The 20,120-nt window shown below is 69.2% G+C and carries 27 protein-coding genes; 17 read left to right on the forward strand and 10 right to left on the reverse strand.

What is annotated here, in order from left to right; translation table 11 throughout:
• Positions 1 to 71: 71 nt before the first annotated feature.
• Positions 72 to 245, reverse strand: a complete 174-nt coding sequence (locus C7I84_RS30040; RefSeq protein ID WP_165816097.1) for a hypothetical protein — start codon at positions 243 to 245, stop codon at positions 72 to 74.
• On the opposite strand from C7I84_RS30040, the gene C7I84_RS15820 reads away from it, so the two are divergent.
• From C7I84_RS15820 to C7I84_RS15830, 3 genes are all read left to right on the forward strand, one after another.
• Entirely contained in the window at positions 235 to 1,032 is a 798-nt protein-coding gene (locus C7I84_RS15820; protein ID WP_106773167.1) for an N-formylglutamate amidohydrolase, read from the forward strand. The two genes, C7I84_RS30040 and C7I84_RS15820, sit on opposite strands and share 11 nt — an antisense overlap.
• 11 nt (positions 1,033 to 1,043) lie before the next feature.
• Entirely contained in the window at positions 1,044 to 1,352 is a 309-nt protein-coding gene (locus tag C7I84_RS15825; RefSeq protein WP_106773168.1) for a DUF1244 domain-containing protein, read from the forward strand.
• Positions 1,353 to 1,479: 127 nt separating this feature from the next.
• Positions 1,480 to 1,740, forward strand: a complete 261-nt coding sequence (locus C7I84_RS15830; protein ID WP_106773212.1) for a DUF2312 domain-containing protein — start codon at positions 1,480 to 1,482, stop codon at positions 1,738 to 1,740.
• A 57-nt stretch (positions 1,741 to 1,797) separates the two neighbouring features.
• Here C7I84_RS15830 and C7I84_RS15835 read toward each other — a convergent pair whose 3' ends face one another.
• Positions 1,798 to 2,808, reverse strand: a complete 1,011-nt coding sequence (locus C7I84_RS15835; RefSeq protein ID WP_106773169.1) for an NAD(P)H-quinone oxidoreductase — start codon at positions 2,806 to 2,808, stop codon at positions 1,798 to 1,800.
• A gap of 91 nt (positions 2,809 to 2,899) precedes the next feature.
• Between C7I84_RS15835 and C7I84_RS15840 the strand changes: the two genes are divergently transcribed.
• The 5 genes from C7I84_RS15840 to C7I84_RS15860 all read left to right on the forward strand — a co-directional run bounded on the left by C7I84_RS15840 (position 2,900) and on the right by C7I84_RS15860 (position 5,463).
• Complete coding sequence (locus C7I84_RS15840) at positions 2,900 to 3,091, forward strand: DUF1192 domain-containing protein (protein WP_106773170.1); 192 nt, start codon at positions 2,900 to 2,902, stop codon at positions 3,089 to 3,091.
• A gap of 91 nt (positions 3,092 to 3,182) precedes the next feature.
• Positions 3,183 to 3,437 carry a type II toxin-antitoxin system ParD family antitoxin gene (locus C7I84_RS15845; protein ID WP_106773171.1) on the forward strand — a complete coding sequence of 85 codons (255 nt, stop codon included), beginning with the start codon at positions 3,183 to 3,185 and terminating at the stop codon, positions 3,435 to 3,437.
• On the forward strand, positions 3,407 to 3,748 hold the full coding sequence (locus C7I84_RS15850; protein WP_245428456.1) for a type II toxin-antitoxin system RelE/ParE family toxin: 342 nt from the start codon (positions 3,407 to 3,409) through the stop codon (positions 3,746 to 3,748). Before C7I84_RS15845 ends, C7I84_RS15850 begins: the two co-directional genes overlap by 31 nt.
• 123 nt (positions 3,749 to 3,871) lie before the next feature.
• Positions 3,872 to 5,119: an MFS transporter gene (locus C7I84_RS15855; RefSeq protein ID WP_106773173.1), complete on the forward strand. Its 1,248-nt coding sequence runs from the start codon at positions 3,872 to 3,874 to the stop codon at positions 5,117 to 5,119.
• A gap of 83 nt (positions 5,120 to 5,202) precedes the next feature.
• Positions 5,203 to 5,463, forward strand: coding sequence for an ArsR/SmtB family transcription factor (locus C7I84_RS15860; protein ID WP_106773213.1), 261 nt, complete (start codon positions 5,203 to 5,205; stop codon positions 5,461 to 5,463).
• A gap of 250 nt (positions 5,464 to 5,713) precedes the next feature.
• Here the strand turns inward: C7I84_RS15860 and C7I84_RS15865 are convergent, their stop codons facing one another.
• The gene (locus tag C7I84_RS15865) at positions 5,714 to 5,887 is read right to left on the reverse strand and encodes a YdcH family protein (RefSeq protein WP_106773174.1); all 174 of its coding nucleotides are present in this window, start codon (positions 5,885 to 5,887) and stop codon (positions 5,714 to 5,716) included.
• Between the two features lie 235 nt (positions 5,888 to 6,122).
• On the opposite strand from C7I84_RS15865, the gene C7I84_RS15870 reads away from it, so the two are divergent.
• From C7I84_RS15870 to C7I84_RS15885, 4 genes are all read left to right on the forward strand, one after another.
• A complete protein-coding gene (locus C7I84_RS15870) occupies positions 6,123 to 6,326 on the forward strand; it encodes a YdcH family protein (RefSeq protein ID WP_106773175.1) in 204 nt (67 codons plus the stop codon).
• A gap of 164 nt (positions 6,327 to 6,490) precedes the next feature.
• Positions 6,491 to 7,456 (forward strand): DMT family transporter, encoded by a 966-nt coding sequence (locus C7I84_RS15875; protein WP_425351351.1) that lies wholly within the window; start codon positions 6,491 to 6,493, stop codon positions 7,454 to 7,456.
• Between the two features lie 156 nt (positions 7,457 to 7,612).
• Positions 7,613 to 8,074 carry a 5-(carboxyamino)imidazole ribonucleotide mutase gene (gene purE / locus C7I84_RS15880; RefSeq protein ID WP_425351352.1) on the forward strand — a complete coding sequence of 154 codons (462 nt, stop codon included), beginning with the start codon at positions 7,613 to 7,615 and terminating at the stop codon, positions 8,072 to 8,074.
• Positions 8,071 to 9,150, forward strand: a complete 1,080-nt coding sequence (locus tag C7I84_RS15885) for a 5-(carboxyamino)imidazole ribonucleotide synthase (protein WP_106773177.1) — start codon at positions 8,071 to 8,073, stop codon at positions 9,148 to 9,150. The genes purE and C7I84_RS15885 overlap by 4 nt, the downstream gene beginning before the upstream one ends.
• A 38-nt stretch (positions 9,151 to 9,188) precedes the next feature.
• Here C7I84_RS15885 and C7I84_RS15890 read toward each other — a convergent pair whose 3' ends face one another.
• Positions 9,189 to 9,395: a DUF1737 domain-containing protein gene (locus C7I84_RS15890; protein ID WP_106773178.1), complete on the reverse strand. Its 207-nt coding sequence runs from the start codon at positions 9,393 to 9,395 to the stop codon at positions 9,189 to 9,191.
• Positions 9,392 to 10,294: an HpcH/HpaI aldolase/citrate lyase family protein gene (locus tag C7I84_RS15895; protein WP_106773179.1), complete on the reverse strand. Its 903-nt coding sequence runs from the start codon at positions 10,292 to 10,294 to the stop codon at positions 9,392 to 9,394. Before C7I84_RS15895 ends, C7I84_RS15890 begins: the two co-directional genes overlap by 4 nt.
• A gap of 97 nt (positions 10,295 to 10,391) precedes the next feature.
• On the opposite strand from C7I84_RS15895, the gene C7I84_RS15900 reads away from it, so the two are divergent.
• Positions 10,392 to 11,561 carry an NAD(P)/FAD-dependent oxidoreductase gene (locus C7I84_RS15900; RefSeq protein ID WP_106773180.1) on the forward strand — a complete coding sequence of 390 codons (1,170 nt, stop codon included), beginning with the start codon at positions 10,392 to 10,394 and terminating at the stop codon, positions 11,559 to 11,561.
• A 6-nt stretch (positions 11,562 to 11,567) separates the two neighbouring features.
• Here C7I84_RS15900 and C7I84_RS15905 read toward each other — a convergent pair whose 3' ends face one another.
• The 5 genes from C7I84_RS15905 to tsaD form a co-directional block, all read right to left on the reverse strand.
• Positions 11,568 to 12,281 carry a class I SAM-dependent methyltransferase gene (locus tag C7I84_RS15905; RefSeq protein WP_106773181.1) on the reverse strand — a complete coding sequence of 238 codons (714 nt, stop codon included), beginning with the start codon at positions 12,279 to 12,281 and terminating at the stop codon, positions 11,568 to 11,570.
• On the reverse strand, positions 12,236 to 12,661 hold the full coding sequence (locus tag C7I84_RS15910; protein ID WP_106773182.1) for an EVE domain-containing protein: 426 nt from the start codon (positions 12,659 to 12,661) through the stop codon (positions 12,236 to 12,238). The genes C7I84_RS15905 and C7I84_RS15910 overlap by 46 nt, the downstream gene beginning before the upstream one ends.
• 31 nt (positions 12,662 to 12,692) lie before the next feature.
• Positions 12,693 to 12,986 (reverse strand): YciI-like protein, encoded by a 294-nt coding sequence (locus C7I84_RS15915; protein ID WP_106773183.1) that lies wholly within the window; start codon positions 12,984 to 12,986, stop codon positions 12,693 to 12,695.
• Positions 12,987 to 13,053: 67 nt separating this feature from the next.
• A complete protein-coding gene (locus tag C7I84_RS15920; protein ID WP_106773184.1) occupies positions 13,054 to 14,031 on the reverse strand; it encodes an NAD(P)H-dependent glycerol-3-phosphate dehydrogenase in 978 nt (325 codons plus the stop codon).
• Positions 14,028 to 15,116, reverse strand: coding sequence for a tRNA (adenosine(37)-N6)-threonylcarbamoyltransferase complex transferase subunit TsaD (tsaD, locus tag C7I84_RS15925; protein ID WP_106773185.1), 1,089 nt, complete (start codon positions 15,114 to 15,116; stop codon positions 14,028 to 14,030). Before tsaD ends, C7I84_RS15920 begins: the two co-directional genes overlap by 4 nt.
• Positions 15,117 to 15,213: 97 nt before the next feature.
• Between tsaD and hemC the strand changes: the two genes are divergently transcribed.
• The 4 genes from hemC to C7I84_RS15945 all read left to right on the forward strand — a co-directional run bounded on the left by hemC (position 15,214) and on the right by C7I84_RS15945 (position 20,106).
• Positions 15,214 to 16,143: a hydroxymethylbilane synthase gene (hemC, locus tag C7I84_RS15930; RefSeq protein WP_106773186.1), complete on the forward strand. Its 930-nt coding sequence runs from the start codon at positions 15,214 to 15,216 to the stop codon at positions 16,141 to 16,143.
• Entirely contained in the window at positions 16,144 to 16,869 is a 726-nt protein-coding gene (locus C7I84_RS15935; protein ID WP_106773187.1) for a uroporphyrinogen-III synthase, read from the forward strand.
• 110 nt (positions 16,870 to 16,979) lie between these two features.
• Positions 16,980 to 18,464 (forward strand): COG4223 family protein, encoded by a 1,485-nt coding sequence (locus C7I84_RS15940; protein ID WP_106773188.1) that lies wholly within the window; start codon positions 16,980 to 16,982, stop codon positions 18,462 to 18,464.
• 7 nt (positions 18,465 to 18,471) lie between these two features.
• Positions 18,472 to 20,106 carry a heme biosynthesis protein HemY gene (locus C7I84_RS15945; protein ID WP_106773189.1) on the forward strand — a complete coding sequence of 545 codons (1,635 nt, stop codon included), beginning with the start codon at positions 18,472 to 18,474 and terminating at the stop codon, positions 20,104 to 20,106.
• Positions 20,107 to 20,120 lie beyond the last annotated feature (14 nt).

The following is a 20,120-nucleotide window of genomic DNA, read 5'->3' on the forward strand; positions in this document are numbered from 1 at the left end:
ACCATTCCCATACCTCTCGAAATCGACGAAATCATCTCGGAGACCCCTTTTCGGCAAACTGCGCGTGCATGTCAACGCGCCCGGCCGCCCGATCCAATCGATTTAATGACCGGCGCACCGTCCGCCTTGCCCGCACTACCGATGTCGGCCGCAAGATTGTCGAAACAACGGCATTGCGCCAGTCCCCGCTTCATGGAAAGACGCGCCATCCTGCCGCATGAATTGAGATTCCAGATGACACGCATGGCAGTTTTCGCCCCGTTCGAACTGATCGAGGGCGACCGCCGCAGGGGCATCGTGCTGGTTGCCGATCATGCCCGCCGCGATCTTCCGGAGGAATATGGCGACCTCGGGCTGCCCGCCGGCGAATTCGAACGGCACATCGCCTACGACATCGGTGTCGAGATGGTGCTGCGACGGCTTGCCGCGCGGCTCGGTGCGCCGGCCGTCTTCGCCGCCTTCTCGCGGCTGCTGATCGACCCCAATCGCGGCGAGGACGACCCGACCCTGATCCGCCAGCTTTATGACGGCACCGTCGTGCCGGCCAACTATCCGATGGACGCCGAGGAGCGCGAGCGGCGGCTGGCGCGCTACTATCGCCCCTACCACGATGCGGTGTCGGCGATGGTCGCGTCGGTGGCGCATGAGAGCGGCGCGCCGCCGCTGATCTTTTCCGTGCACTCCTTCACCCCGGTCATGCAGGGCCGTCCGCGGCCGTGGCACGCCGGCGTCCTGTGGGACAACGACGATCGAGTCGCGCGGCCGCTTATCGACATGCTGGCGGCCGATCCGCTGCTGACCGTCGGCGACAACGAGCCCTATGACGGCGCCCTCAAGGGCGACACCATGTACCGGCACGCCATCGTCAACGGCTTCGCCCACGCCCTGATCGAGATACGCCAGGACCTGATCGCCGAAGAGGCCGGCGCCGCAGCCTGGGCCGACAGGCTCGCGCCCATCGTTGACGCGATCAACCGCCGGTCCGATATACATGAAGTCAGGCGCTACGGCTCGCGCACCGGGCCGCTGTGAAGGAGGCATCGATGCCGGAACTCACCGAAGAGCAGAAACGCGATTTCGAGGCGGCGGCGTTCCGCAGGCTGGTCGCGCATCTGCGCGAACGCACCGACGTGCAGAACATCGACCTGATGAACCTCGCGGGCTTCTGCCGCAACTGCCTGTCCAACTGGTACCGCGAGGCCGCCGAGGCCGCCGGCGCGTCGCTGTCCAAGGACGAGTCCCGCGAGATCGTCTACGGCATGCCTTATGCCGACTGGCAGGCGCTCCACCAGACAGAGGCCTCCGACACCAAGAAGGCGGCCTTCGAGGCCAGCCGGCCGAAGGATCACTGAATCCCGGGAACTGCCTTCGGCAGCGCGCGTCGCTCTTGACCCTGCCAGCCGCTTCGGGCATCGAACCGCGTCCGCCGCGGCCCTTTCGAGTCGCGGCATGAACGAATTCGCCGATCCGGAGACAGACATGGCCGAAGACATCACCGAATCCAGCCAGACCGTGGCGGCCGGCCAGCTCAAGGCCTTCATCGAGCGCATCGAGCGGCTGGAGGAGGAGAAGCAGACCATCGCTGATGACATCAAGGACGTCTATGCCGAGATGAAGGGCACCGGCTTCGACACCAAGGCGGTGCGCACCATCATCCGCCTGCGCAAGAAGGACGCCAACGAGCGCCAGGAGGAGGAGGCGATCCTCGACCTCTACATGGCCGCCCTCGGCATGGCCTGAGGCAAAGCGCCGTACCGGCTCCCCGCCGGCTCGGCCCTGCCATCGTTTTTCGCCGGCTCAGGCCACGTCTAGCACGATCTTGCCGATGTGCTGGCCTTCCTCCATCCGCTCGTGCGCCCGCCAGGCTTCCTTGAGCGGGAAGATCATGTCGAGCAGCGGCTCGATCCGCCGGGTGGCGAGCAGCGGCCAGACCTGCGCCTCCAGCGCGGCGGCGACCGCGCCCTTGAACTCGAGCGAGCGCGGCCGCAGCGTCGAGCCGGTGTGGACGAGCCGCTTCACCATCAGCTTCGAGAAGTCGGCGCTCGCCACCGCGCCGGCCTGCGTGGCGATCTGCACGATGCGGCCCTCGACCGCGGCGGCGGAATAGTTGCGGCCGACATAGTCGCCGCCCACCATGTCGAGGATGACGTCGGCACCCTTGCCATCGGTGAAGCTCTTCACCTGTTCGACGAAATCTAACTCGCGATAGTTGATGGCGAGGTCGGCGCCGAGCTTGCGGCAGGCCTCGCATTTCTCCTCGCCGCCGGCGGTGACGATGACGGTGGCGCCGAACGCCTTCGCGAGTTGGATGGCGGTCGTGCCGATGCCGGAGGTGCCGCCATGCACCAGCAGCGTTTCGCCGGGCTTCAGCGCGCCCCGCTCGAACACGTTGTGCCAGACGGTGAAGAAGGTTTCGGGCAGCGCCGCCGCCTCGGTCATGGTGAAGCCGGCCGGCACCGGCAGCGCCTGCGCCTCGGGAACCTTGCAGAATTCGGCATAGCCACCGCCGGGGGCAAGCGCGCACACGGCATCGCCGACGCGCCAGCGCCGCGCTCCCGCGCCGAGCGCCGCCACCTCGCCGGCAACCTCCAGCCCCGGCAGGTCGGAGGCGCCGGGCGGCGGCGGATAGGCACCCTTGCGCTGCATGACGTCCGGCCTGCTGACGCCGGCGGCGCGCACCCTGATCAGGATCTCGCCCTTGCCCGGCTCGGGCACCATCCGCTTCTCCGGCTTCAGCACCAGCGGCCCGCCGGGCTGGGAGATCGCCACGGCGGTCATCCGCGCCGGAATTTTCACGTCACCTGCCATCGTCGCTCCAAACCGATTCGTCCGAGATTTGCCTCCGGGCCTCCCCCTTATGTAATCTCGCCGCCGATCTGGCAAACCGGAGGACGACCCGATGGCCGTGTTCGACGAGGAGCCGCGCAAGCCGGCGAGCGCGCATGTGGTGGGGCAGGATATTTCGTTGATGTCGGCGGACGAGCTGAGCGAGCGGATCGCCCAGCTCACCGCCGAGATCGCCCGCCTGGAGGAGGAGCGCGGCCGGCGCGGCGCCACCAAGTCGGCGGCCGAGGCGCTGTTCCGAAGGTGAGAACGGACGGTTATCGGCGACAATGTCGCTAACAATAATTGCGCTGTTTATGTTATGGGTTGCGACGGTAGCACCAAGAGGAGGCTGCGCCGTGAACGTGTCGATCGGAAAACGCTGGGAAAATTTCGTCAACGACCTGGTGAAGGAGGGCCGCTATGGCTCGCAGAGCGAGATCGTGCGGGAGGGGCTGCGTCTGGTGGAGGAGCGCGAGGCGAAGTTGAAGGCCTTGCGCGAAACCATCGATGCGTCGATTGCGCAGGGCGGCAGTCACAGTGCCGGTGAGGTCGATGCCTACATCGACGAGCGCCTCGATCAATGGGAAGCTGCCCAGGCCCAGGGCAAATAGTGGCAAGGCTGCGATATACCGACGCTGCGCGGGCTGATATCGCCGACATCACGCTTTACATCGCGCGGGAGACCGGAAGCCGCAGAGTGGCCGAAAACTTCCGCGAACAGATTCATCAAAAATGTCGGCATCTTGCGACGTTGCCCGGCAGCATGGGCCGGCCACGACCGGAGTTGCGGGCGGATCTGCGCAGCGTCGCCTTCAAGAACTATGTGATTTTCTTCCGCTATCGGGATGACGTGTTCGAGGTCGTCGACGTGATGGCGGGGCATCGGGACATTGAAGACTATTTTGGCGGGGATGAGACATAGTCATCCACCCGGAGAGAACTCCCCGAACCAGCCTACGCCGAGCGTCGGTCGAGCGTGGTCACGCTATCGACGGAATCGGCTATTGTATCGGAGGCGCTTCGTACCTCTGACTCGGATTGAATCATGTTCGCGACCTACCGGCCGATCCTCTCGCTGCTGCGCGGCACCGCCTTCCTGCTCGCCGCATCGGGCCTGCACGGCCTGCTTCTGCCGCTTCGCGGCCAGGCCGAGGGATTTTCAACCGCGGTGCTCGGCCTGCTCGGCACCGCCTGGGCCGGCGGCTTCGTCGCCGGCTGCTTTTTCGCGCCGCGCCTGGTGCGGCGCGCCGGTCATGTGCGCGCCTTCGGTGCCTTCGCCGCGTCCGGCGCCATCATCGCCCTGCTGACCGGGCTGTGGATCCACGAGGTCTCCTGGATCGTGCTGCGCGCCGCCACCGGCTTCACCATGGCCGGCGCCTTCATGGTGATCGAGAGCTGGCTGAACGAGAAGGCTACCAACGAGAACCGCGGCACCGTCTTCGGCCTCTATATGATGGTCACCTATGCCTCGATCATGGCCGGGCAGATGATCGTGGCGGCGGGCGACATCCGTTCCGATTCGCTGTTCATGGTCGCCGGCATCTTCTTCTGCCTGGCGCTGCTGCCGACCGCCATGTCGACCGCCGACACGCCGAAGCCGCTGCAGGACGTGTCGCTCGACGTGAAGGGGCTCTACGTCAATTCGCCGGTCGCCTCGGTCGGCTGCCTGCTGATCGGGGTCGCCAACGGCGCCTGGGGCACGCTCGGCGCCGTCTACGGCGCGCGCATCGGCGTCACCACGGCCGAGATCGCGCTGATGATGAGCCTTGTCGTCGTCGCCGGCGCCTCCCTGCAGCTGCCGATCGGACGCATCTCCGACCGCACCGACCGCCGCTACGTGCTGGCGGCGGCGGGAGCCGGCGCGGCGGTGTTCGGCCTGCTGGTCTTCTTCGTGGCGCCGCGCGCCGGCGCCGTGGTGATCGCCATGACGGCCTGCTACGGCGCGCTCGCCTACACGCTTTATTCGCTGGCCGTCGCCCATGCCAACGACCACGCGGCGCCCGAGGACTTCGTGAAAGTGTCGGGCGGGCTGCTGCTGCTCTACGGCTTCGGCACGATGATCGGTCCGGTCATCGGCGCCTCGCTGATGAGCTGGATGCGGCCGGAGAGCCTGTTCCTGGCCACCGCCCTCGCTCATCTCGGGCTCGCCGCCTACACGCTGCTGCGCATCTCGCGGCGCGCCCCGGTGCCCGTCGAGGCACGCGAGGCATTCACCACGCTGCCCTCCGAGCGCGGCGCCACCCCCGAGGCGGCGCGGCTCGATCCGCGCACGCCGGCCGAACAAGAGGGTTGAGAATCCGCCACGCTTGCATGAAGCTGGCGCGCCCGGAACGCAATGCCGGCATCCGGCCAAACCTCGTCGCGGAGGGTAGGGGCATGCTCAACGACGCCTTCGTCGCCATTTCCGATCCGAACCGCCGGCATCTCCTGGAGGAGCTGCGCCGCGGCCCCAAGACGGTCGGCCAGCTCGCCTCGGGCCTGCCGGTGTCGCGCCCGGCGGTCTCGCAGCATCTCAAGGTCCTGCTCGATGCCGGCCTGGTGAGTGCGCGGGCCGACGGCACACGGCGCGTCTATGCGGTGAGCGCGCCGGGATTCCTCAAGCTCAACATCTGGCTGGATCAATTCTGGCAGGCTTAGCTTAGCGGCGGCGGGCGCCGCCGTATAATCGCCGAAGACCCACGCCGGCGTCAGTGCGCTGCAAGGAGCGGCCGGACCGTTGCGATGCCCGCTGCAAATCCACTACGAACGGGTCGGGCGTATCGCGCGAACAACAGGGACATCAGGCCGCTGAGGTTCGGCAGCGGCAGCCAGGAAACTACGAAAACCACCCTGAGGGCCAGCGGCAGACATGCCGCCGGCTGCCTTCAAGGTCGGTCTATGGTTCTCTTCAGTGCGTGGTATGCCGCAACTTCTCAATCTCGTCCTTGATCGCCAACTTGCGCCGCTTGAGACTGACGATTTCGAGATCGTCCACCGACGGATGCGTCAAAGCTTCGTCGATCTGGCGCTCGATGTCGCCGTGCTTCCGCTGCAGCTCGTCAAGGTGGTTGGCAAGAGACATGATTGCTGCTCCCTTCATGGTTTCCTCGATCGTCCGCACTAAAGCGGCGCCCGCCCATGCCGCCTCGTGACGGTACGGTGACAGTCTGCCACCAGATTGTGGCAATGTCGAATGCCGCGTGGTAGCATTTCCTGAACCGGCGAAATGTGGTATTCAATCCGCGCCGGGTGGGCTCGCGCGCCCGGACCCGCCCCCATAGGTGCACGCAGCGCCGGAACTTCTGCTGACGGAAGCCATGTCCGACCAGGATCAGACCGAGATTCGTCTTGAGTTTGCAAAGCTTAAGCAGGAGCACGCCGATTTCGACGCAGCCATCAACGCGATGATCGCCATGGCCTGCGACCCGCTGCAGATCCAGCGCATGAAGAAGAAGAAACTGGTGATCAAGGACCGGCTGGCGAAGCTCGAAGACCGGATGATCCCGGACATAATTGCGTGACCGGCCGGCGGGCCGGACGCAGGCGATCTGCCTGCCCCGCAACGAGAGTCATCCCCGGCATTTGCGATTGCTTTCCGCCGCGGCAATGGCAAAGATCGCTGGCGTGGCTGCGATCGGCATAGCCTGATCGGCGGCCGACCGGCGTGTCATGGGAGGGTGCGGCGATCCACGTCCTGGCTGCCCTGCACAGCAACGAGACGAGCCCTGCCGGGACCTCGCAGCGCGTGGCCTATTCCGGCGCGGTGCTGGGCTGGTTTCTCTCGGCGGGCGTCTACATAGCCGCGCGATGGGCGAACGCCGAAATGCCGCCATGGACGCTGTGCTTCTGGAGGCTGACGCTTGCCTGCGCGCTGCTGCTCCCCTTCGTACGCCATCACTTTCCGGTCATGCTTCACCTCCTGCGGTCGAGGCCGATCGAACTGCTGGTGGTCGCCGGCATCGGCCTGACCCTCTGCCAGGGGCTGCTCTACACGGCGCTGCACTTCACCGATGCGACGACGGCCGGCATCATCATGGCGCTTTCGCCGGTGATGACGATGATCCTGGCCCGGCTGATCCTCGGTGAGACATTGAGCGGGTGGCAAGGGGTGGGCGCCGTCCTGTCCCTCCTCGGCATGATCGTGATCGTCGCGCATGGCGACCTCGCCGCCCTCGTCCGGCTGCAGGTGAACCCGGGGGAGCTCCTGATCTTCGTCAGCGCGCTCAGCTGGGCCCTCTACACCGTCCTGCTGCGGCGTCTCAAATTCGACGTCGAGCGCCTGCCATTGCTGGTTCTGCTGCTGGGCGCCGGCGCGATCGTGGCAGCTCCGCTCTATGGGCTGGAGCTCATCTGGGACGAACGGTCGGCGCTCGACGGCAAGGGTCTTCTCGCCCTTGCCTATGTTGCCGGCCCGGGCGGGGCCTTCATGTATTATCTTTACAACCGTAGCGTCGACACGCTGGGTGCCAGCCGCGCAGGCATGCTGCTGTATCTTCAGGCCGCCTTCGTCGCGCTGCTGGCCTTCCTGCTGCTGGGCGAGAGCCTGCATGGATATCATGTGGCCGGCGCGGCCATCATCGTCTGCGGGCTTCTGATCGCCAACATGATCAGGTCGACGCCCAATGCGGCTTCCGGCCGGACGAGCGGCTGAGGCGGCGCCCGCGCCGGGTCGCGGCCGCGCTTGCATCACCGGCGCCTGCGGAGGAAACCTTCTACGCCTGCCGTCCTTGCGACCAGGGCGGATTTCCGCTAAGCGCGCCGCATGCCGCCGACCGGGAGACGAAGCGTGGCCGACGTCGCGATCATCATGGGCAGCCAGTCCGACTGGGCGACGATGCGCCACGCCGCCGAGACGCTGGATGCGCTCGGCGTTTCCCATGACGACAGGATCGTCTCGGCGCATCGCACGCCCAAGCGGCTCTACGACTTCGCCACCGGTGCCAAGGCCGCCGGCTACAAGGTGATCGTCGCCGGCGCCGGCGGCGCGGCGCACCTGCCCGGCATGACGGCGGCGCTGACGCCCTTGCCGGTGTTCGGCGTTCCCGTTGAATCCAAGGCGCTGTCCGGCCAGGATTCGCTGCTGTCGATCGTGCAGATGCCGGCCGGCATTCCCGTCGGCACGCTGGCCATCGGCCGCGCCGGCGCCGTCAACGCTGCGCTGCTCGCCGCCGCCGTGCTGGCGCTCGGCGATCCGGATCTGGCGACCCGCCTCGACGATTGGCGGGCGCGGCAGGCCGATGCGGTCGCAGAGGCGCCGACCGACGCATGAGCGCTCCGCTCCCCATCGGCTCGACCATCGGCATTCTCGGCGGCGGCCAGCTCGGCCGCATGCTGGCGATTGCCGCCGCCCGGCTCGGCTACCGCACCGTCGTGCTCGAGCCGCAGCCCGATTGCCCGGCGGCGCAGGTGGCCAGTGCCCAGATCGTCGCGGCCTATGACGACCCCGCCGCCCTCGACGAGCTCGCCGCCCTGTCGGCCGTCGTCACCTACGAGTTCGAGAACGTGCCAGTGGCCGCCGCGGCGCGGCTTGCCGGAAACGTCCCGGTCTTCCCGCCGGCCAAGGCGCTGGAGGCCGCGCAGGACCGGCTCGTCGAAAAATCCTTCCTCAACCGCGTCGGCGTCGCCACCGCCGATTTCCGCGCCGTCGACGGCGATGACGACCTGCGCGCCGGCCTCGCGGCGTTCGGCGGCAGCGGCGTCCTGAAGACGCGGCGCCTCGGCTATGACGGCAAGGGCCAGCGCCTCTTCCGCGACCATGTGGGAGACGTCGCCGGCAGCTTTGCCGCCATGGGCGGCGTGCCGCTGATCCTGGAAAGCCTGGTGCCGTTCGCGCGCGAGATCTCGATCATCGCCGCGCGCGGCACCGACGGCGCCATGGCCGCCTACGAGCCGGCCGAGAACGTCCACCGCGACGGCATCCTGCACAGCTCCACCGTGCCGGCGGCCATCTCGCCGAACACGGCCGAGGCGGCACGCGAGGCGGCTTTCTCCATCCTGCGGGCCCTCGATTATGTCGGCGTCATCGGCGTCGAGTTCTTCGTGCTTGCCGACGGCCGCCTGCTCGCCAACGAGATGGCGCCGCGCGTCCACAATTCCGGCCACTGGACCGAGGCCGCCTGCGCCCTCTCGCAATTCGAGCAGCACATCCGCGCCGTCGCCGGGCTGCCGCTGGGCGACGCCAACCGCCACAGCAATTGCGTGATGGAAAACCTAATCGGCGACGACATCGAGCGCACGCCCGCGCTGCTCGCCGAGCCCAACCTGGTACTCCACCTCTATGGCAAGGCGGAGGCGCGGCCGGGCCGCAAGATGGGCCACTTCACCCGGATCGCCGCCCGGTCCTGACCGGTAGCGGCGATGAATCGGCTCCAGGCCGGGGACGGTCAGTAGTCGCTGAGCTTGATGCCGGGCTCGTAGTCCTTGCCGTCGACGTCCTTCACCACCGCCTGACCGCACATCATGGTCTTGGTCTCGGCATTGAAGGAGTAGGTCGGCGAGCCGAACAGGTGCCAGCCCTTGTTCAGGGCCGCGGTCACCTTGTGGCAGAAGGCGGAATCGTCCGGTCCGCTGAGGAAACGGTAGAGTTTCATGGGTCCTTCTCCGATCGGTCCGTCGCCGGTGCGGCGGCAGCGCGGGCAAGCAACCGCTGCGCCTGGGCAAGGTGAAGCCGCTCCACCATGCGGTCGTCAAGCACAATCACGCCCTTGCCGGCGTTTTCAGCCAGCGCGAAGGCCTCGACGATCCGCCTGGCTTCCGCAACGGCCGTCTCGGACGGCGAGAAGGCGGCATTGGCCGGGCCGATCTGCGCCGGGTGGATCAGCGTCTTGCCGTCGAAACCCATCGCCGCCGCCTCGGCGCATTCCAGCTCGAAGAGTGCCGCAGCGCGGAAATCATTCATGACGCCGTCGAGCGCCACCAGCCCGCCGGCGCGCGCGGAGAGCACGATCTGCATCAGCCACGGCACCAGGTAGCGGCGGTCGGGCGTGGCGAGCACGCCGGTTTCCTTGACGAGGTCGTTGGTGCCCGCGACCAACCCGGCCAGCCGTGCCGCCGGGTCGCGGCCGAGCTCGGCGATCGCGCCGAGGTTGAGCAGGCCGCGCGGCGTCTCCACCATCGCCCACAGCTTCACCCGTTCCGGCACCGCCTCCTCGTCGAGCAGGTCGCCGGCCTCCAGCAGGTCGCGCGGCGTGTCGACCTTGGGCAGCAGGATGCCGTCCGGCTCGAGCGTCCGGGCGAGCGCGAGGTCGTCGGCGCCCCATTCGGTCGCGAGCGCGTTGACGCGCACGATCGCGGTCGGCGAGCCAACCGGCCTGCGGCCGAACCAGTCCTTCAGATTGGCGCGCGCCGCCTGCTTGTCGCCGGGCGCCACGGCATCCTCGAGGTCGAGGATGACGGCGTCGCAGGCGAGCGAGCCCGCCTTGGCCAGCGCCTTGGGATTGGAGGCGGGCACGTAGAGCACGGAACGGAAGGGCTTTTCGGCTGCGGCCATCCGTCCTTCTTGCCCGGCGTCGCCGGCCCTTGCAAGAGCTTGCCTTGTGCCGCGGTTGCTGCTTGGTAGCGACGGACGGCAACGGAACGGAAGCAGCATGGCGCGCTACGACATCGTCATCATCGGCGGAGCGATCGTCGGCAGTTCGGTCGCCTGGTATCTGCGCGAGGAGGGCTTTTCCGGCACGATCGCGGTGATCGAGCGCGATCCGCAATTCGCCCGGTCCGCCACCACGCTGTCGGCCGCTTCGATCCGCCAGCAGTTCTCCATCGCCGAGAACATCCGGCTGTCGCAGTTCACGCTTTCGCTGTTCCGCCGCCTGACCGAGGAATTCGGCGCGGAGGCCGACATCGGCTTTCGCGAGAAAGGCTATCTCATCCTCGCCAGCGAGGAAGGCCTGCCGGTGCTGCGGGCCAACCACGCGGTACAGGCCGCGGAGGGCGCCGACATCCTGCTGGAGGACGCCGCCGCGCTGTCCCGCCGCTTCGCCTGGCTGTCGACGGAGGGTGTCGCCGCCGGTGCCTATGGCCGCAGCGGCGAGGGCTGGTTCGACGCGCACGCGCTGCTGATGCTGTTCCGCAAGGCGCTGCGGACGAAGAATGTCGACCTTGTCACCGCCTCGGTCGCCGGGATCGAGCGTGAGGGGGCGCGGGTGACGGCCGTCACGCTCGAGGGTGGCGAAAAGCTGGAGGCCGGCATCGTCGTCAACGCCGCCGGTCCCAACGCCGGCAGGGTGGCCGAAATGGCCGGCATCGCGCTGCCGGTCGAGCCGCGCAAGCGCAGCGTCTTCGTGTTCGAGGCGCGCGAACGATTCGAGGACATGCCGCTGCTGGTCGATCCTTCGGGCATCTACGTGCGGCCGGAAGGATCGGTCTACATCACCGGCGGCGCCGAATCCGAGGAGAACGAGGGACCGGCCGATCCGGCCGACTTCGATCCGGACTGGCCGCTGTTCGAAGAAGTGATCTGGCCGGTGCTCGCCACCCGCATCCCTGCTTTCGAGGCGATCAAGCCGACGCGCGCCTGGGCCGGCCACTACGACTACAACACGCTCGACCAGAACGGCGTGGTCGGGCGGCATCCGGAGATCGGCAATTTCCTGTTCGCCAACGGCTTCTCCGGCCACGGCCTGCAGCAGGCGCCGGCCGTCGGCAGGGCGCTGGCTGAGCTGGTCGTGCATGGCGGCTACCGCACGGTCGACTGCTCCGCCTTCGGCTACGAGCGGATCGCGGCGGGCAGGCCGTTCCGCGAGCTGAACGTGATCTGAGCAGCGTCAGCCGAAGCGCCACACCGTGGTGCGCTTCACCTCCGCATCCTCCAGCGCCCGGGTGACCGGCACCTCGTAGACGGCGAGTTTTTCCAGCCGCTGCTTCGGCAGGTAGGCGCGGCCGGGATCGCCGACCAGGACCGTCGCCCCGCGCGCGGCGAGTGCCGAGAACCACGGTTTCAGCCGGTCGGCGAAGGCGCGGTCGTAGAAGACGTCGCCGGCGAGCACGACGTCCCAGCCCTCGTCGCGCCCGACCAGGTCCTCCGCCGAGAACACGATCCGGACGCCGTTGGCCTCGGCGTTCAGCGCGATCGCGGCCTCGCAGAAGGGATCGATATCGGCGGCGAGCACCCGTCCCGCGCCGGCCTTGGCCGCAGCTATGGCGACCAGGCCGGAGCCCGTGGCGAAATCGAGGACGGAGAGGCTGCGCACGATTTCCGGATGATCGAGCACATGGCGGGCGAGGCCCTGCCCGCCGGCCCAGGCGAACGCCCAGAAGGGCGGCTGCAGGCCGATCTGCTGCAGCTCGTCCTCGGTGCGGTGCCAGAGGTCGTGCGCCTCGTCGGCGAGATGGAGCCGGATCTCCGGCACATGCGGCGGCGCCATCAGCGCCGTGTTGGCGCGGATGAACGGCGTCCTGTCGCCGACGCGCGGACGTGCCGCCGGCGACCCGGTCACGGCGCCGGGTCGACCTCGCCGACGCGGCAGATCTCGCGCCATTCGTCGGGCTGCACCGGCTGCACCGACAGCCGCGAATTGTTGACCAGCACCATCTTGGCGAGCTTCGGATTGGCCTTGCAGTCGTCCAGCGTCACCGGCTTCGGCACGTCCCTGACGGCGCGGATGTCGACGCATTCCCAGCGCGGGTCGTCGGTGGTCGAGTCAGGATGCGCCAGCTTGCACACCTCGGCGATGCCGACCACCGCGAGGCCCTCGTTCGAGTGATAGAAGAAGCCGAGGTCGCCGATCTGCATGGCGCGCATGTTGTTGCGCGCCTGGTAATTGCGCACGCCGTCCCATTCCTGGCCGGCCTTGCCCTTGGACTTGAGCATGTCCCACGAAAAGGCGCTCGGTTCGGATTTGAAGAGCCAGTACTGCACGGTGCTTCCCCTCGTCTCAGATCCGCGGCGCTCAGGCGGCCGGATTGTTGAACACCCAGTTCCACGGCCGGATGTCGACGGATTCGAACAGGCCGGCTTTGGCGTAGGGATCGCCCGCGGCGATCGCCTCCGCCGCGGCAAGGTCCGCCGCCTCGACGGCGACCAGGCTGCCGCATGGCTTGCCGTCGCCGTCGAGGAAAGGGCCGGCGAACTTCAGCGTGCCCTCGGCATTGAGCTTGTTGAGGTATTCGACATGGGGCGGGCGGTTGTCCATCCGCGTCTGGAGGTGGCCGGGCTTGTCCTTGCAGGTGAAGACGAAAATCATGGATTGCTCCTCGTTCGATGCTTTCTAATGCAAGGCGCGGTCGGCGGGAAAGGCCACGGAGTTCATTTCAGTCGGCCTCCGCCTTCAGCGGCCGCGACATCAGGCTTTCGACCGCCTGCGAAATCGTCAGTTTTCCCGCCAGGATTCTTGCCGTCGCGGCGATGATCGGCGCGTCGACGCCCTTCTCGGCGGCGATGCGCACCGCGATGCCCGCCGTCGCCACGCCTTCGGCGAGCGGCCGGCCAGCCAGCGGCTCGCCGCGTCCCAGTGCCAACCCGTAAGCGAAGTTGCGCGATTGCGCCGACGCGCAGGTCAGCACCAGGTCACCCAGTCCCGACAGGCCCATCAGCGTCTCGGGCTGCGCACCGAAGGCGACGCCGATGCGCCGCAGCTCGACGAAGCCCCGCGTCACCAGAGCGGCCTGCGCGCTGGCGCCGAGCCCGGCGCCCTGCGCCGCGCCGGCTGCGATCGCCAGCACGTTCTTCAGCGCGCCGCCGATCTCGACACCGGTCTGGTCGCCGGTCGAATAGCAGCGGAAGGTAGGCGTCGACAGCAGCGCGGCGAGGTCGGCAGCCAGCGCCTCGTCCTTCGCCGCGACGACGACGGCGGTCGGCATGGCGCGCGCCACGTCGGTCGCGAAGCTCGGGCCGGACAGGGTCGCGGTGCTGCTGCCCGGGCAGGCTTCCGCGGCGATCTCGGACAGCAGCCTGCCGGTTCCGCTCTCTATGCCTTTGGCGCAAAGCACCAGCGGCGCGCCGGCGGGAAGATGCGGCCCGGCCGACGCCAGGGTGTCGCGCAATGCCTGCGCCGGCACGACGACGAGCACTGCTTCTGCCTCGGCGAGGGCGGATGCGATGTCGGTCGTGGCCTTTATCCCGGTCTCGAAGGCAACGTCCGGCAGGTAGCGCGGATTGCTGCCCATGGCGATCGCCTCGGCAGCCTGCGGTTCGCGCGCCCACAGCGAAACCTGACGGCCGGCACGTAGTGCCGTAAGAGCAAGCGCCGTGCCCCAGGCACCGCCGCCGAGCACGCAAACGCGGCTCATGCCTTGGCGCCCCGGCGGCCGGAGCCGACGACCGGTGCCGACACGCTGTCGAGCGGCCAGCGCGAGCGCGGCGAAAAATCTATGCCGTCGGCTTGCGTGAGCCCGGCGCGCAGCCGCTCGATGCCCGCCCAGGCGATCATCGCCGCATTGTCGGTGCACAGCGCCAAGGGCGGCGCGACGAAACCGAAGCCGTTGTCGGCGCAGAGCTTTTCCAGGGTCGAGCGCACCAGCCGGTTGGCCGCCACGCCGCCCGCCACCACCAGCGCCGGCCCCGCCGCGTCCGGGTATTCGGCGCGGAACCGCTCCAGCGCCCGCGACACCCGGTCGGCGAGCGCGTCGGTGACGGCCGCCTGGAACGACGCGCATATGTCGGCAACGTCCTGCTCGCTGAGCGGCGCGATGGCGGTCGCCGCCTGCCGGACGGCGGTCTTGAGACCGGAGAAGGAAAAATCCGGCCGCGCCTCGCCCTTCATCGGACGCGGGAAGGCGAAGCGGGCGGCATCCCCGGCCCTCGCCGCCTTCTCGACGTTCGGGCCGCCGGGATAGGGTAGGCCGAGCATCTTCGCCGTCTTGTCGAAGGCTTCTCCGAGCGCGTCGTCGATGGTGGTCGCCCAGCGCTGGTAGTCGCCGACGCCGCGCACCAGCACGATCTGCGTATGGCCGCCGGAGACGAGCAGCAGCAGGTAGGGGAAGGACAGGCCGTCGGTCAGCCGCGGCGTCAGCGCATGGCCCTCGAGATGGTTGACGGCGAGCAGCGGCTTGCCCGCCGCGGCGGCGATCGCCTTGGCCGTCATCAGCCCGACGATCAGCCCGCCGACCAGCCCCGGCCCGGCGGTCGCCGCCACCGCGTCGACATCGGCAAGCGTCGTTCCGGCGTCAGTGAGCGCGGCCTCGATCAGCCCGTCGAGGGCTTCCACGTGCGCTCGCGCTGCGATCTCCGGCACCACCCCGCCGAACGCGGCATGCTCCTCGATCTGGCTGAGCACGGCATTCGACAGGATCTGCGGCCGGCCGTCATCGGCGAGCGCTACGACGCTCGCGGCTGTTTCGTCGCAACTGGTCTCTATGCCCAGGACGCGGATCATGCCTTAAGATGGTCCAAGATTGTCCATCGGGGATTTCCCCGTTAGGAGGGGCCCGGCCGGGCATCTCCGCCGGGCTGCCTATCACGGACCGGGCAGGATGCAAACAGCGACCCTCACCATCGGAACCCGCGGAAGCCCGCTGGCGCTCGCCCAGGCGCACGAGGCGCGCGCCCGGCTGATGGCCGCCCATGGCCTGCCGGAGGAAGCCTTCGCCATCGAGGTGATCTCCACCAGCGGCGACCGCATCCAGGACCGGCCGCTGTCGGAGGCCGGCGGCAAGGGCCTGTTCACCAAGGAGATCGAGGAAGCGCTGCTCGACCGCCGCATCGATATCGCCGTGCATTCCTCCAAGGACATGCCGACGCAACTGCCCGACGGGCTTGAGCTCTCGGCCTTCCTGCCGCGCGAGGACGTCCGCGACGCCTTCATCGGCAGGGCGGCCCCGACGATCCGAGGATTGCCGCACGGCGCGACGGTGGGGTCGTCCTCGCTGCGGCGTCAGGCGCTGATCCGGCGCATGCGGCCGGACATTTCCGTGGTCACCTTCCGCGGCAATGTGCAGACCAGGCTGCGCAAGCTGGAGGAGGGCCAGGTCGCCGGCACGATGCTCGCTTGCGCCGGGCTCAAACGGCTGGGCATGGCCGACGTCGTCACCGACCTGATGCCGCTCGACATCTTCCCGCCGGCGCCCGGCCAGGGAGCGATCTGCATCGAGAGCCGCATCGGCGACGAGCGAATCGCAAGGCTGCTGGAACCGCTCGACCACCGCGACACGGCACTGGCGCTGGCCTGCGAGCGCGCCTTCCTGGCGGCGCTCGACGGCTCCTGCCGCACACCGATCGCCGGCCATGCGGTCGTGGACGGCAGCCGCCTGCGGTTCGGCGGCCTGATTCTGTCGCCGGACGGGCAGAACGCCCATGACGTGACGATCGAGGGACGCGCCGGCGACGCGGCATCGCTCGGCCGCAGCGCCGGCGAAACGGTGCGCGCCAAGGCCGGCCCCCGCTTCTTCGAAGGCTGGAGCTGAATGGCCGCGCGCGTCCTGGTGACGCGGCCCGAGCCGGGCGCTACGCGCACTGCCGCGCGGCTGGCCGAACGCGGATTCGTCCCGGTGCGGCTGCCGCTGACCGAAACCGTCGCGCTTCCAGTCGAGCTGCAATCCCCGCCGGGGGATATCGACGCCGTCGCCGTCACCAGCGCCAACGCGCTGCGGCATGCGCCCGCGGGGTTGATCGAAGCCCTCAAAGAAAAAAAGTGCTTCGCCGTCGGCGAGCGGACGGCGGAGCAGGCGCGGGCGCTCGGCTTCGCCGCCGTGGAGACGGGGGACGGCGATGCCGACGCGCTGGCGGGGCTGGTGACGCGCCGCGTCCGGCACGGCGCCCGCCTGGTCTATCTGTGCGGGCGGGTGCGCATGAGAGGTTTCGAGGCGCGGCTTGCGGAGGCCGGCATCGCCGTTCATCCGCTGGAAACCTACGACACGCGCACGATCGGCTACGAGCGCGACCAGCTCGCCCCGGCCGTCGGCGCGGAACCGATCGACGTCGTGCTGCTTTATTCCGCCAAGGCTGCCGGCCGCTTTCTCGAACTCTCCTGGCCGCCGGAAGCGGTGCGGATGCTCGCGGCGGCGGAATTTTTATGCCTGTCGCAGCGGGTCGCAGAACGGCTCGCGGACGTCTCCGCCATCCGCATCCGTATCGCGGCGGAACCCAGCGAGGCGGCGCTGTTGCGGCTGCTCGGGCCGCCTGCCGTCTGAGGCCGATCGCCCCGTCTTGCCCGCGCCTCTTTTCAGGGCAGGCTGGTGTGGTAGGTATCCAGAAGGTGGCCGGCGCGCCGGTGCCAGGACGAACGAAACGGAGGCCAGGCATGGTCAAGACGCCGAGGACCCGGCACTCGAAGACGCAGCGCGAGCCGCTGACCATCGAGCTCGATCCGGCCGATGTCTCGCGTGTGTCCGAGACGGAGACCGTGTCGCCGGCCGCGGCCGATTCGGTTTCCGGCGACCCGGAGTCACCCTCGCAGGCGGGGGCGGACGCCGAAGGTTCCGCCGGCGCGACCGCTCCGGGTACCGAAGAGATTTCAGCCGCCGAGACCGAAGCCGGGCCGCACGACGTGCCGAACGATCGCTTGTCGACCGAACCGGAACCGGCGACCGAAACCGGCACGGCGGCGCAGCCGGACCAGGAATACCAGCCTGCCGAACCGGCGCGGGAGCCGGCGGGCTACCGGTTCGACGAAACGGAAGCGCGGCAGCCGGAATCGGGCCGGACCGAATCGTCTGCATCGCGGGACGACACGGCAACGCCGTCGCCGGCGCCGCCGCGTGGCGACGGCTTTTCGCGCATTGCCGCGGGCGTGATCGGCGCGGTCGTGGCGCTCGCCGCCGCCGGAGGTCTGCAATATGCGGGACTGCTCGGCGCACCGCACACCTCGGGCGGCAATCCGCAGGCGGCTGCCGAGATCGAAAGCCTGCGGCAGGAGGTCGCGGCCGTCCGCAGCGATGCCGGAACCGATGATCTCGGTGCCCGCGTCGACGGCCTGTCTTCGGCGCTCGACGCGCTCAAGGCGGATGTCGCGGCGTTGCGCGAGGCGCCGCCCGGCGGCGGTTCCGGCGATGCCGCGGCGCTCCAGGCGCTGGACGACCGCATCAAGCAGGTCGAGAGCACCATCGCTGCGCTCGGCCAGGCGCCGGATGCGGCCGACCTGACCGCGCTCGGCGAGCGGGTTGCCGCCGTCGAGGCGCTGGCGAGAACCGAGAACGACTCGGCCGCGGAGGCCGGCGACCGGCTTGCCGCGCTCGAGCAGACGGTCGGCAGCCTGGCCGGACGGGTGGATGCGCAGGCGCAGCAGCCGAAGATCGCGCTCGCCATCGCCACTGCCGCCCTGAAGGCGGCGGTGGACCGTGGTGCGCCCTTCGCGGCCGAACTGGAGACGTTCGCGGCGATCTTTCCGACCGCGCCGGAGCTGGCGGCGCTGCGCGCGCATGCCGAGAAAGGCGTGTCGACCCGCGAGGCGCTGCTGGCCGAGCTCGAGCCGGCCGCCACAGCCATGATCGCCGCCGCGAAACCCGTCGATCCCGACGCCGGCATCGTCGACCGCCTGATGCAGAGCGCCGAATCGCTGGTCACCGTGCGGCCGGTCGGCGCGGTCGAGGGCGCGGGCGTGCCGGAGATCGTGGCGCGCATGGAAGCGGCGCTGACGGCGGGCGATCTCGACAAGGCGATCGCCGAATACGATTCGCTGCCCGACGCCGCCAAGGCGGCGGCCGGCGGGTTCGGCGACAAGCTCAAGGCGCGGCGCGACGTCGAGAAGCTCGTCGATCAGGCCATCGCCGGCGCGATGAAGGCGTGAGGACGGCATGATCCGCATCCTGTTCTTCCTCCTCGTCGTCTTCCTGCTCGGCCTCGGCTTCGCCTGGCTGGCCGACCGGCCGGGCGACATGGTCGTCACCTTCCAAGGCTACCGCTACACGGTCAGCCTGATGGCGGCCGCGGTCGGCGTGGTGGCGATCGTCGCCGCCGTGATGATCGCCTGGTGGCTGGTGAAGTCGATCTGGAACAGCCCTTACACCGTCGCCCGCTATTTTCGCGTGCGCCGCCGCGACCGCGGTTATCAGGCATTGTCGACCGGCATGATCGCCGCCGGCGCGGGCGACGCCGCGCTCGCCCGCAAGAAGAACAAGGAAGCCGCCAAGCTGATCCGCTCCGACCAGGAGCCGCTGATCCGGCTTCTCGACGCGCAGGCGGCGCTGCTGGAGGGCGACCATGACGGCGCCCGCGACAAGTTCGAGGCGATGCTGGACGATCCGGAGATGCGGTTGCTCGGCCTGCGCGGGCTCTATCTGGAGGCTGAACGGCTGGGCGACCGCGCCGCGGCGCGCCACTATGCCGGCCGCGCCGCCGATATCGCGCCGCAGCTCGGCTGGGCGGCGGATTCGACGATCGAGGAGAAGATCGTCAGCGGCGACTGGGACGGCGCGCTGAAGATCGTCGACGCGCAGAAGGCGACGCACCAGATCGAGCGCGACGCCGCCAACCGCCGCCGCTCCGTGCTGCTCACCGCCAAGGCGACGGCGCTGTTCGACGTCGAATTCCCGCATGCCAAGACGGCGGCGCTGGAGGCCAACCGGCTGCGGCCGGATTTCGTGCCGGCGGCGCTCGTCGCGGCGCGGGCGCTGTTTCGCGGTGACGACACGCGCAAAGGTGCGAAGATCCTCGAGGCTGCCTGGAAGGCCGAGCCGCATCCGGACGTCGCCGATCTCTACGTGCATGCCCGCCACGGCGACGCCGTCGCCGACCGTCTGACGCGCGCCAGGCGGCTGCAGTCGCTCAGGCAGAACCATCCCGAATCCTCGCTCGCCGTCGCCCGCGCCGCCCTCGACGCGGCCGACTACCGGCTGGCGCGCAAGGAAGCCGAGGCGGCGATCCGCATGCAGCCGCGCGAGGGTGCGTGGCTGCTGCTCGCCGATATCGAGGAAGCCGAGACCGGCGACGTCGGCAAGGTGCGCCAGCTGCTCGCCAGGGCGGTGCGCGCGCCGCGCGATCCTGCCTGGGTGGCCGACGGCTTCGAGACCGATAAATGGGCGCCGTTCTCGCCGGTCAGCGGACGGCTCGACGCCTTCGAGTGGCGGGTGCCGGTCGAGCGGCTGGGCACGCTGATCGAGGAAGAGAAGGCGCCGGTCGCTCCGGTCGAGCCGCCGGTGCTGGAGGCGCCCAGTCCGGTTCCCGCGCCCGGGCCGGTGGTCGAGGTCCAGGCCGAGCCGGCGCCGCCGAAATCGGTGCCGCCGCCCGCCCCGGAACCGGCCAACGACCGCAAGCCGGCCGAGCCGCAGCCTGCGAAGCCGGCTGCCGTCGCCGGCGTGGTTGCACCGGCGTTTGCAGACACCACATTTGTCGATGATGAAAGCGAACCGACGCAGCCGCCCTTGCCGGACGATCCCGGCGTCGACCCCGACGAGGCCGCCAAGCCCCGGCGGCGCTTCAGCCTGTTCTGATGAGTGACCCCTCG

Source organism: Kumtagia ephedrae, assembly GCF_003012745.1.
In the GTDB taxonomy this organism is placed as follows: domain Bacteria; phylum Pseudomonadota; class Alphaproteobacteria; order Rhizobiales; family Rhizobiaceae; genus Kumtagia; species Kumtagia ephedrae.

Coding starts and splice junctions, on each gene's coding strand:
- C7I84_RS15840 (WP_106773170.1), top strand. CDS start 2,900: ATGGCCGTGTTCGACGAGGAGCCGCGCAAGCCGGCGAGCGCGCATGTG.
- C7I84_RS15920 (WP_106773184.1), bottom strand. CDS start 14,031: ATGAGCCGCGTTTGCGTGCTCGGCGGCGGTGCCTGGGGCACGGCGCTT.
- C7I84_RS15860 (WP_106773213.1), top strand. CDS start 5,203: ATGCTCAACGACGCCTTCGTCGCCATTTCCGATCCGAACCGCCGGCAT.
- C7I84_RS15895 (WP_106773179.1), bottom strand. CDS start 10,294: ATGGCCGCAGCCGAAAAGCCCTTCCGTTCCGTGCTCTACGTGCCCGCC.
- C7I84_RS15905 (WP_106773181.1), bottom strand. CDS start 12,281: ATGGCGCGAGATCTGCCGCGTCGGCGAGGTCGACCCGGCGCCGTGACC.
- C7I84_RS15865 (WP_106773174.1), bottom strand. CDS start 5,887: ATGTCTCTTGCCAACCACCTTGACGAGCTGCAGCGGAAGCACGGCGAC.
- C7I84_RS30040 (WP_165816097.1), bottom strand. CDS start 245: ATGCGTGTCATCTGGAATCTCAATTCATGCGGCAGGATGGCGCGTCTT.
- C7I84_RS15870 (WP_106773175.1), top strand. CDS start 6,123: ATGTCCGACCAGGATCAGACCGAGATTCGTCTTGAGTTTGCAAAGCTT.
- C7I84_RS15915 (WP_106773183.1), bottom strand. CDS start 12,986: ATGATTTTCGTCTTCACCTGCAAGGACAAGCCCGGCCACCTCCAGACG.
- C7I84_RS15935 (WP_106773187.1), top strand. CDS start 16,144: ATGGCCGCGCGCGTCCTGGTGACGCGGCCCGAGCCGGGCGCTACGCGC.
- C7I84_RS15900 (WP_106773180.1), top strand. CDS start 10,392: ATGGCGCGCTACGACATCGTCATCATCGGCGGAGCGATCGTCGGCAGT.
- C7I84_RS15835 (WP_106773169.1), bottom strand. CDS start 2,808: ATGGCAGGTGACGTGAAAATTCCGGCGCGGATGACCGCCGTGGCGATC.
- hemC (WP_106773186.1), top strand. CDS start 15,214: ATGCAAACAGCGACCCTCACCATCGGAACCCGCGGAAGCCCGCTGGCG.
- purE (WP_425351352.1), top strand. CDS start 7,613: ATGGGCAGCCAGTCCGACTGGGCGACGATGCGCCACGCCGCCGAGACG.
- tsaD (WP_106773185.1), bottom strand. CDS start 15,116: ATGATCCGCGTCCTGGGCATAGAGACCAGTTGCGACGAAACAGCCGCG.
- C7I84_RS15830 (WP_106773212.1), top strand. CDS start 1,480: ATGGCCGAAGACATCACCGAATCCAGCCAGACCGTGGCGGCCGGCCAG.
- C7I84_RS15850 (WP_245428456.1), top strand. CDS start 3,407: ATGGGAAGCTGCCCAGGCCCAGGGCAAATAGTGGCAAGGCTGCGATAT.
- C7I84_RS15945 (WP_106773189.1), top strand. CDS start 18,472: ATGATCCGCATCCTGTTCTTCCTCCTCGTCGTCTTCCTGCTCGGCCTC.
- C7I84_RS15855 (WP_106773173.1), top strand. CDS start 3,872: ATGTTCGCGACCTACCGGCCGATCCTCTCGCTGCTGCGCGGCACCGCC.
- C7I84_RS15890 (WP_106773178.1), bottom strand. CDS start 9,395: ATGAAACTCTACCGTTTCCTCAGCGGACCGGACGATTCCGCCTTCTGC.
- C7I84_RS15825 (WP_106773168.1), top strand. CDS start 1,044: ATGCCGGAACTCACCGAAGAGCAGAAACGCGATTTCGAGGCGGCGGCG.
- C7I84_RS15820 (WP_106773167.1), top strand. CDS start 235: ATGACACGCATGGCAGTTTTCGCCCCGTTCGAACTGATCGAGGGCGAC.
- C7I84_RS15885 (WP_106773177.1), top strand. CDS start 8,071: ATGAGCGCTCCGCTCCCCATCGGCTCGACCATCGGCATTCTCGGCGGC.
- C7I84_RS15940 (WP_106773188.1), top strand. CDS start 16,980: ATGGTCAAGACGCCGAGGACCCGGCACTCGAAGACGCAGCGCGAGCCG.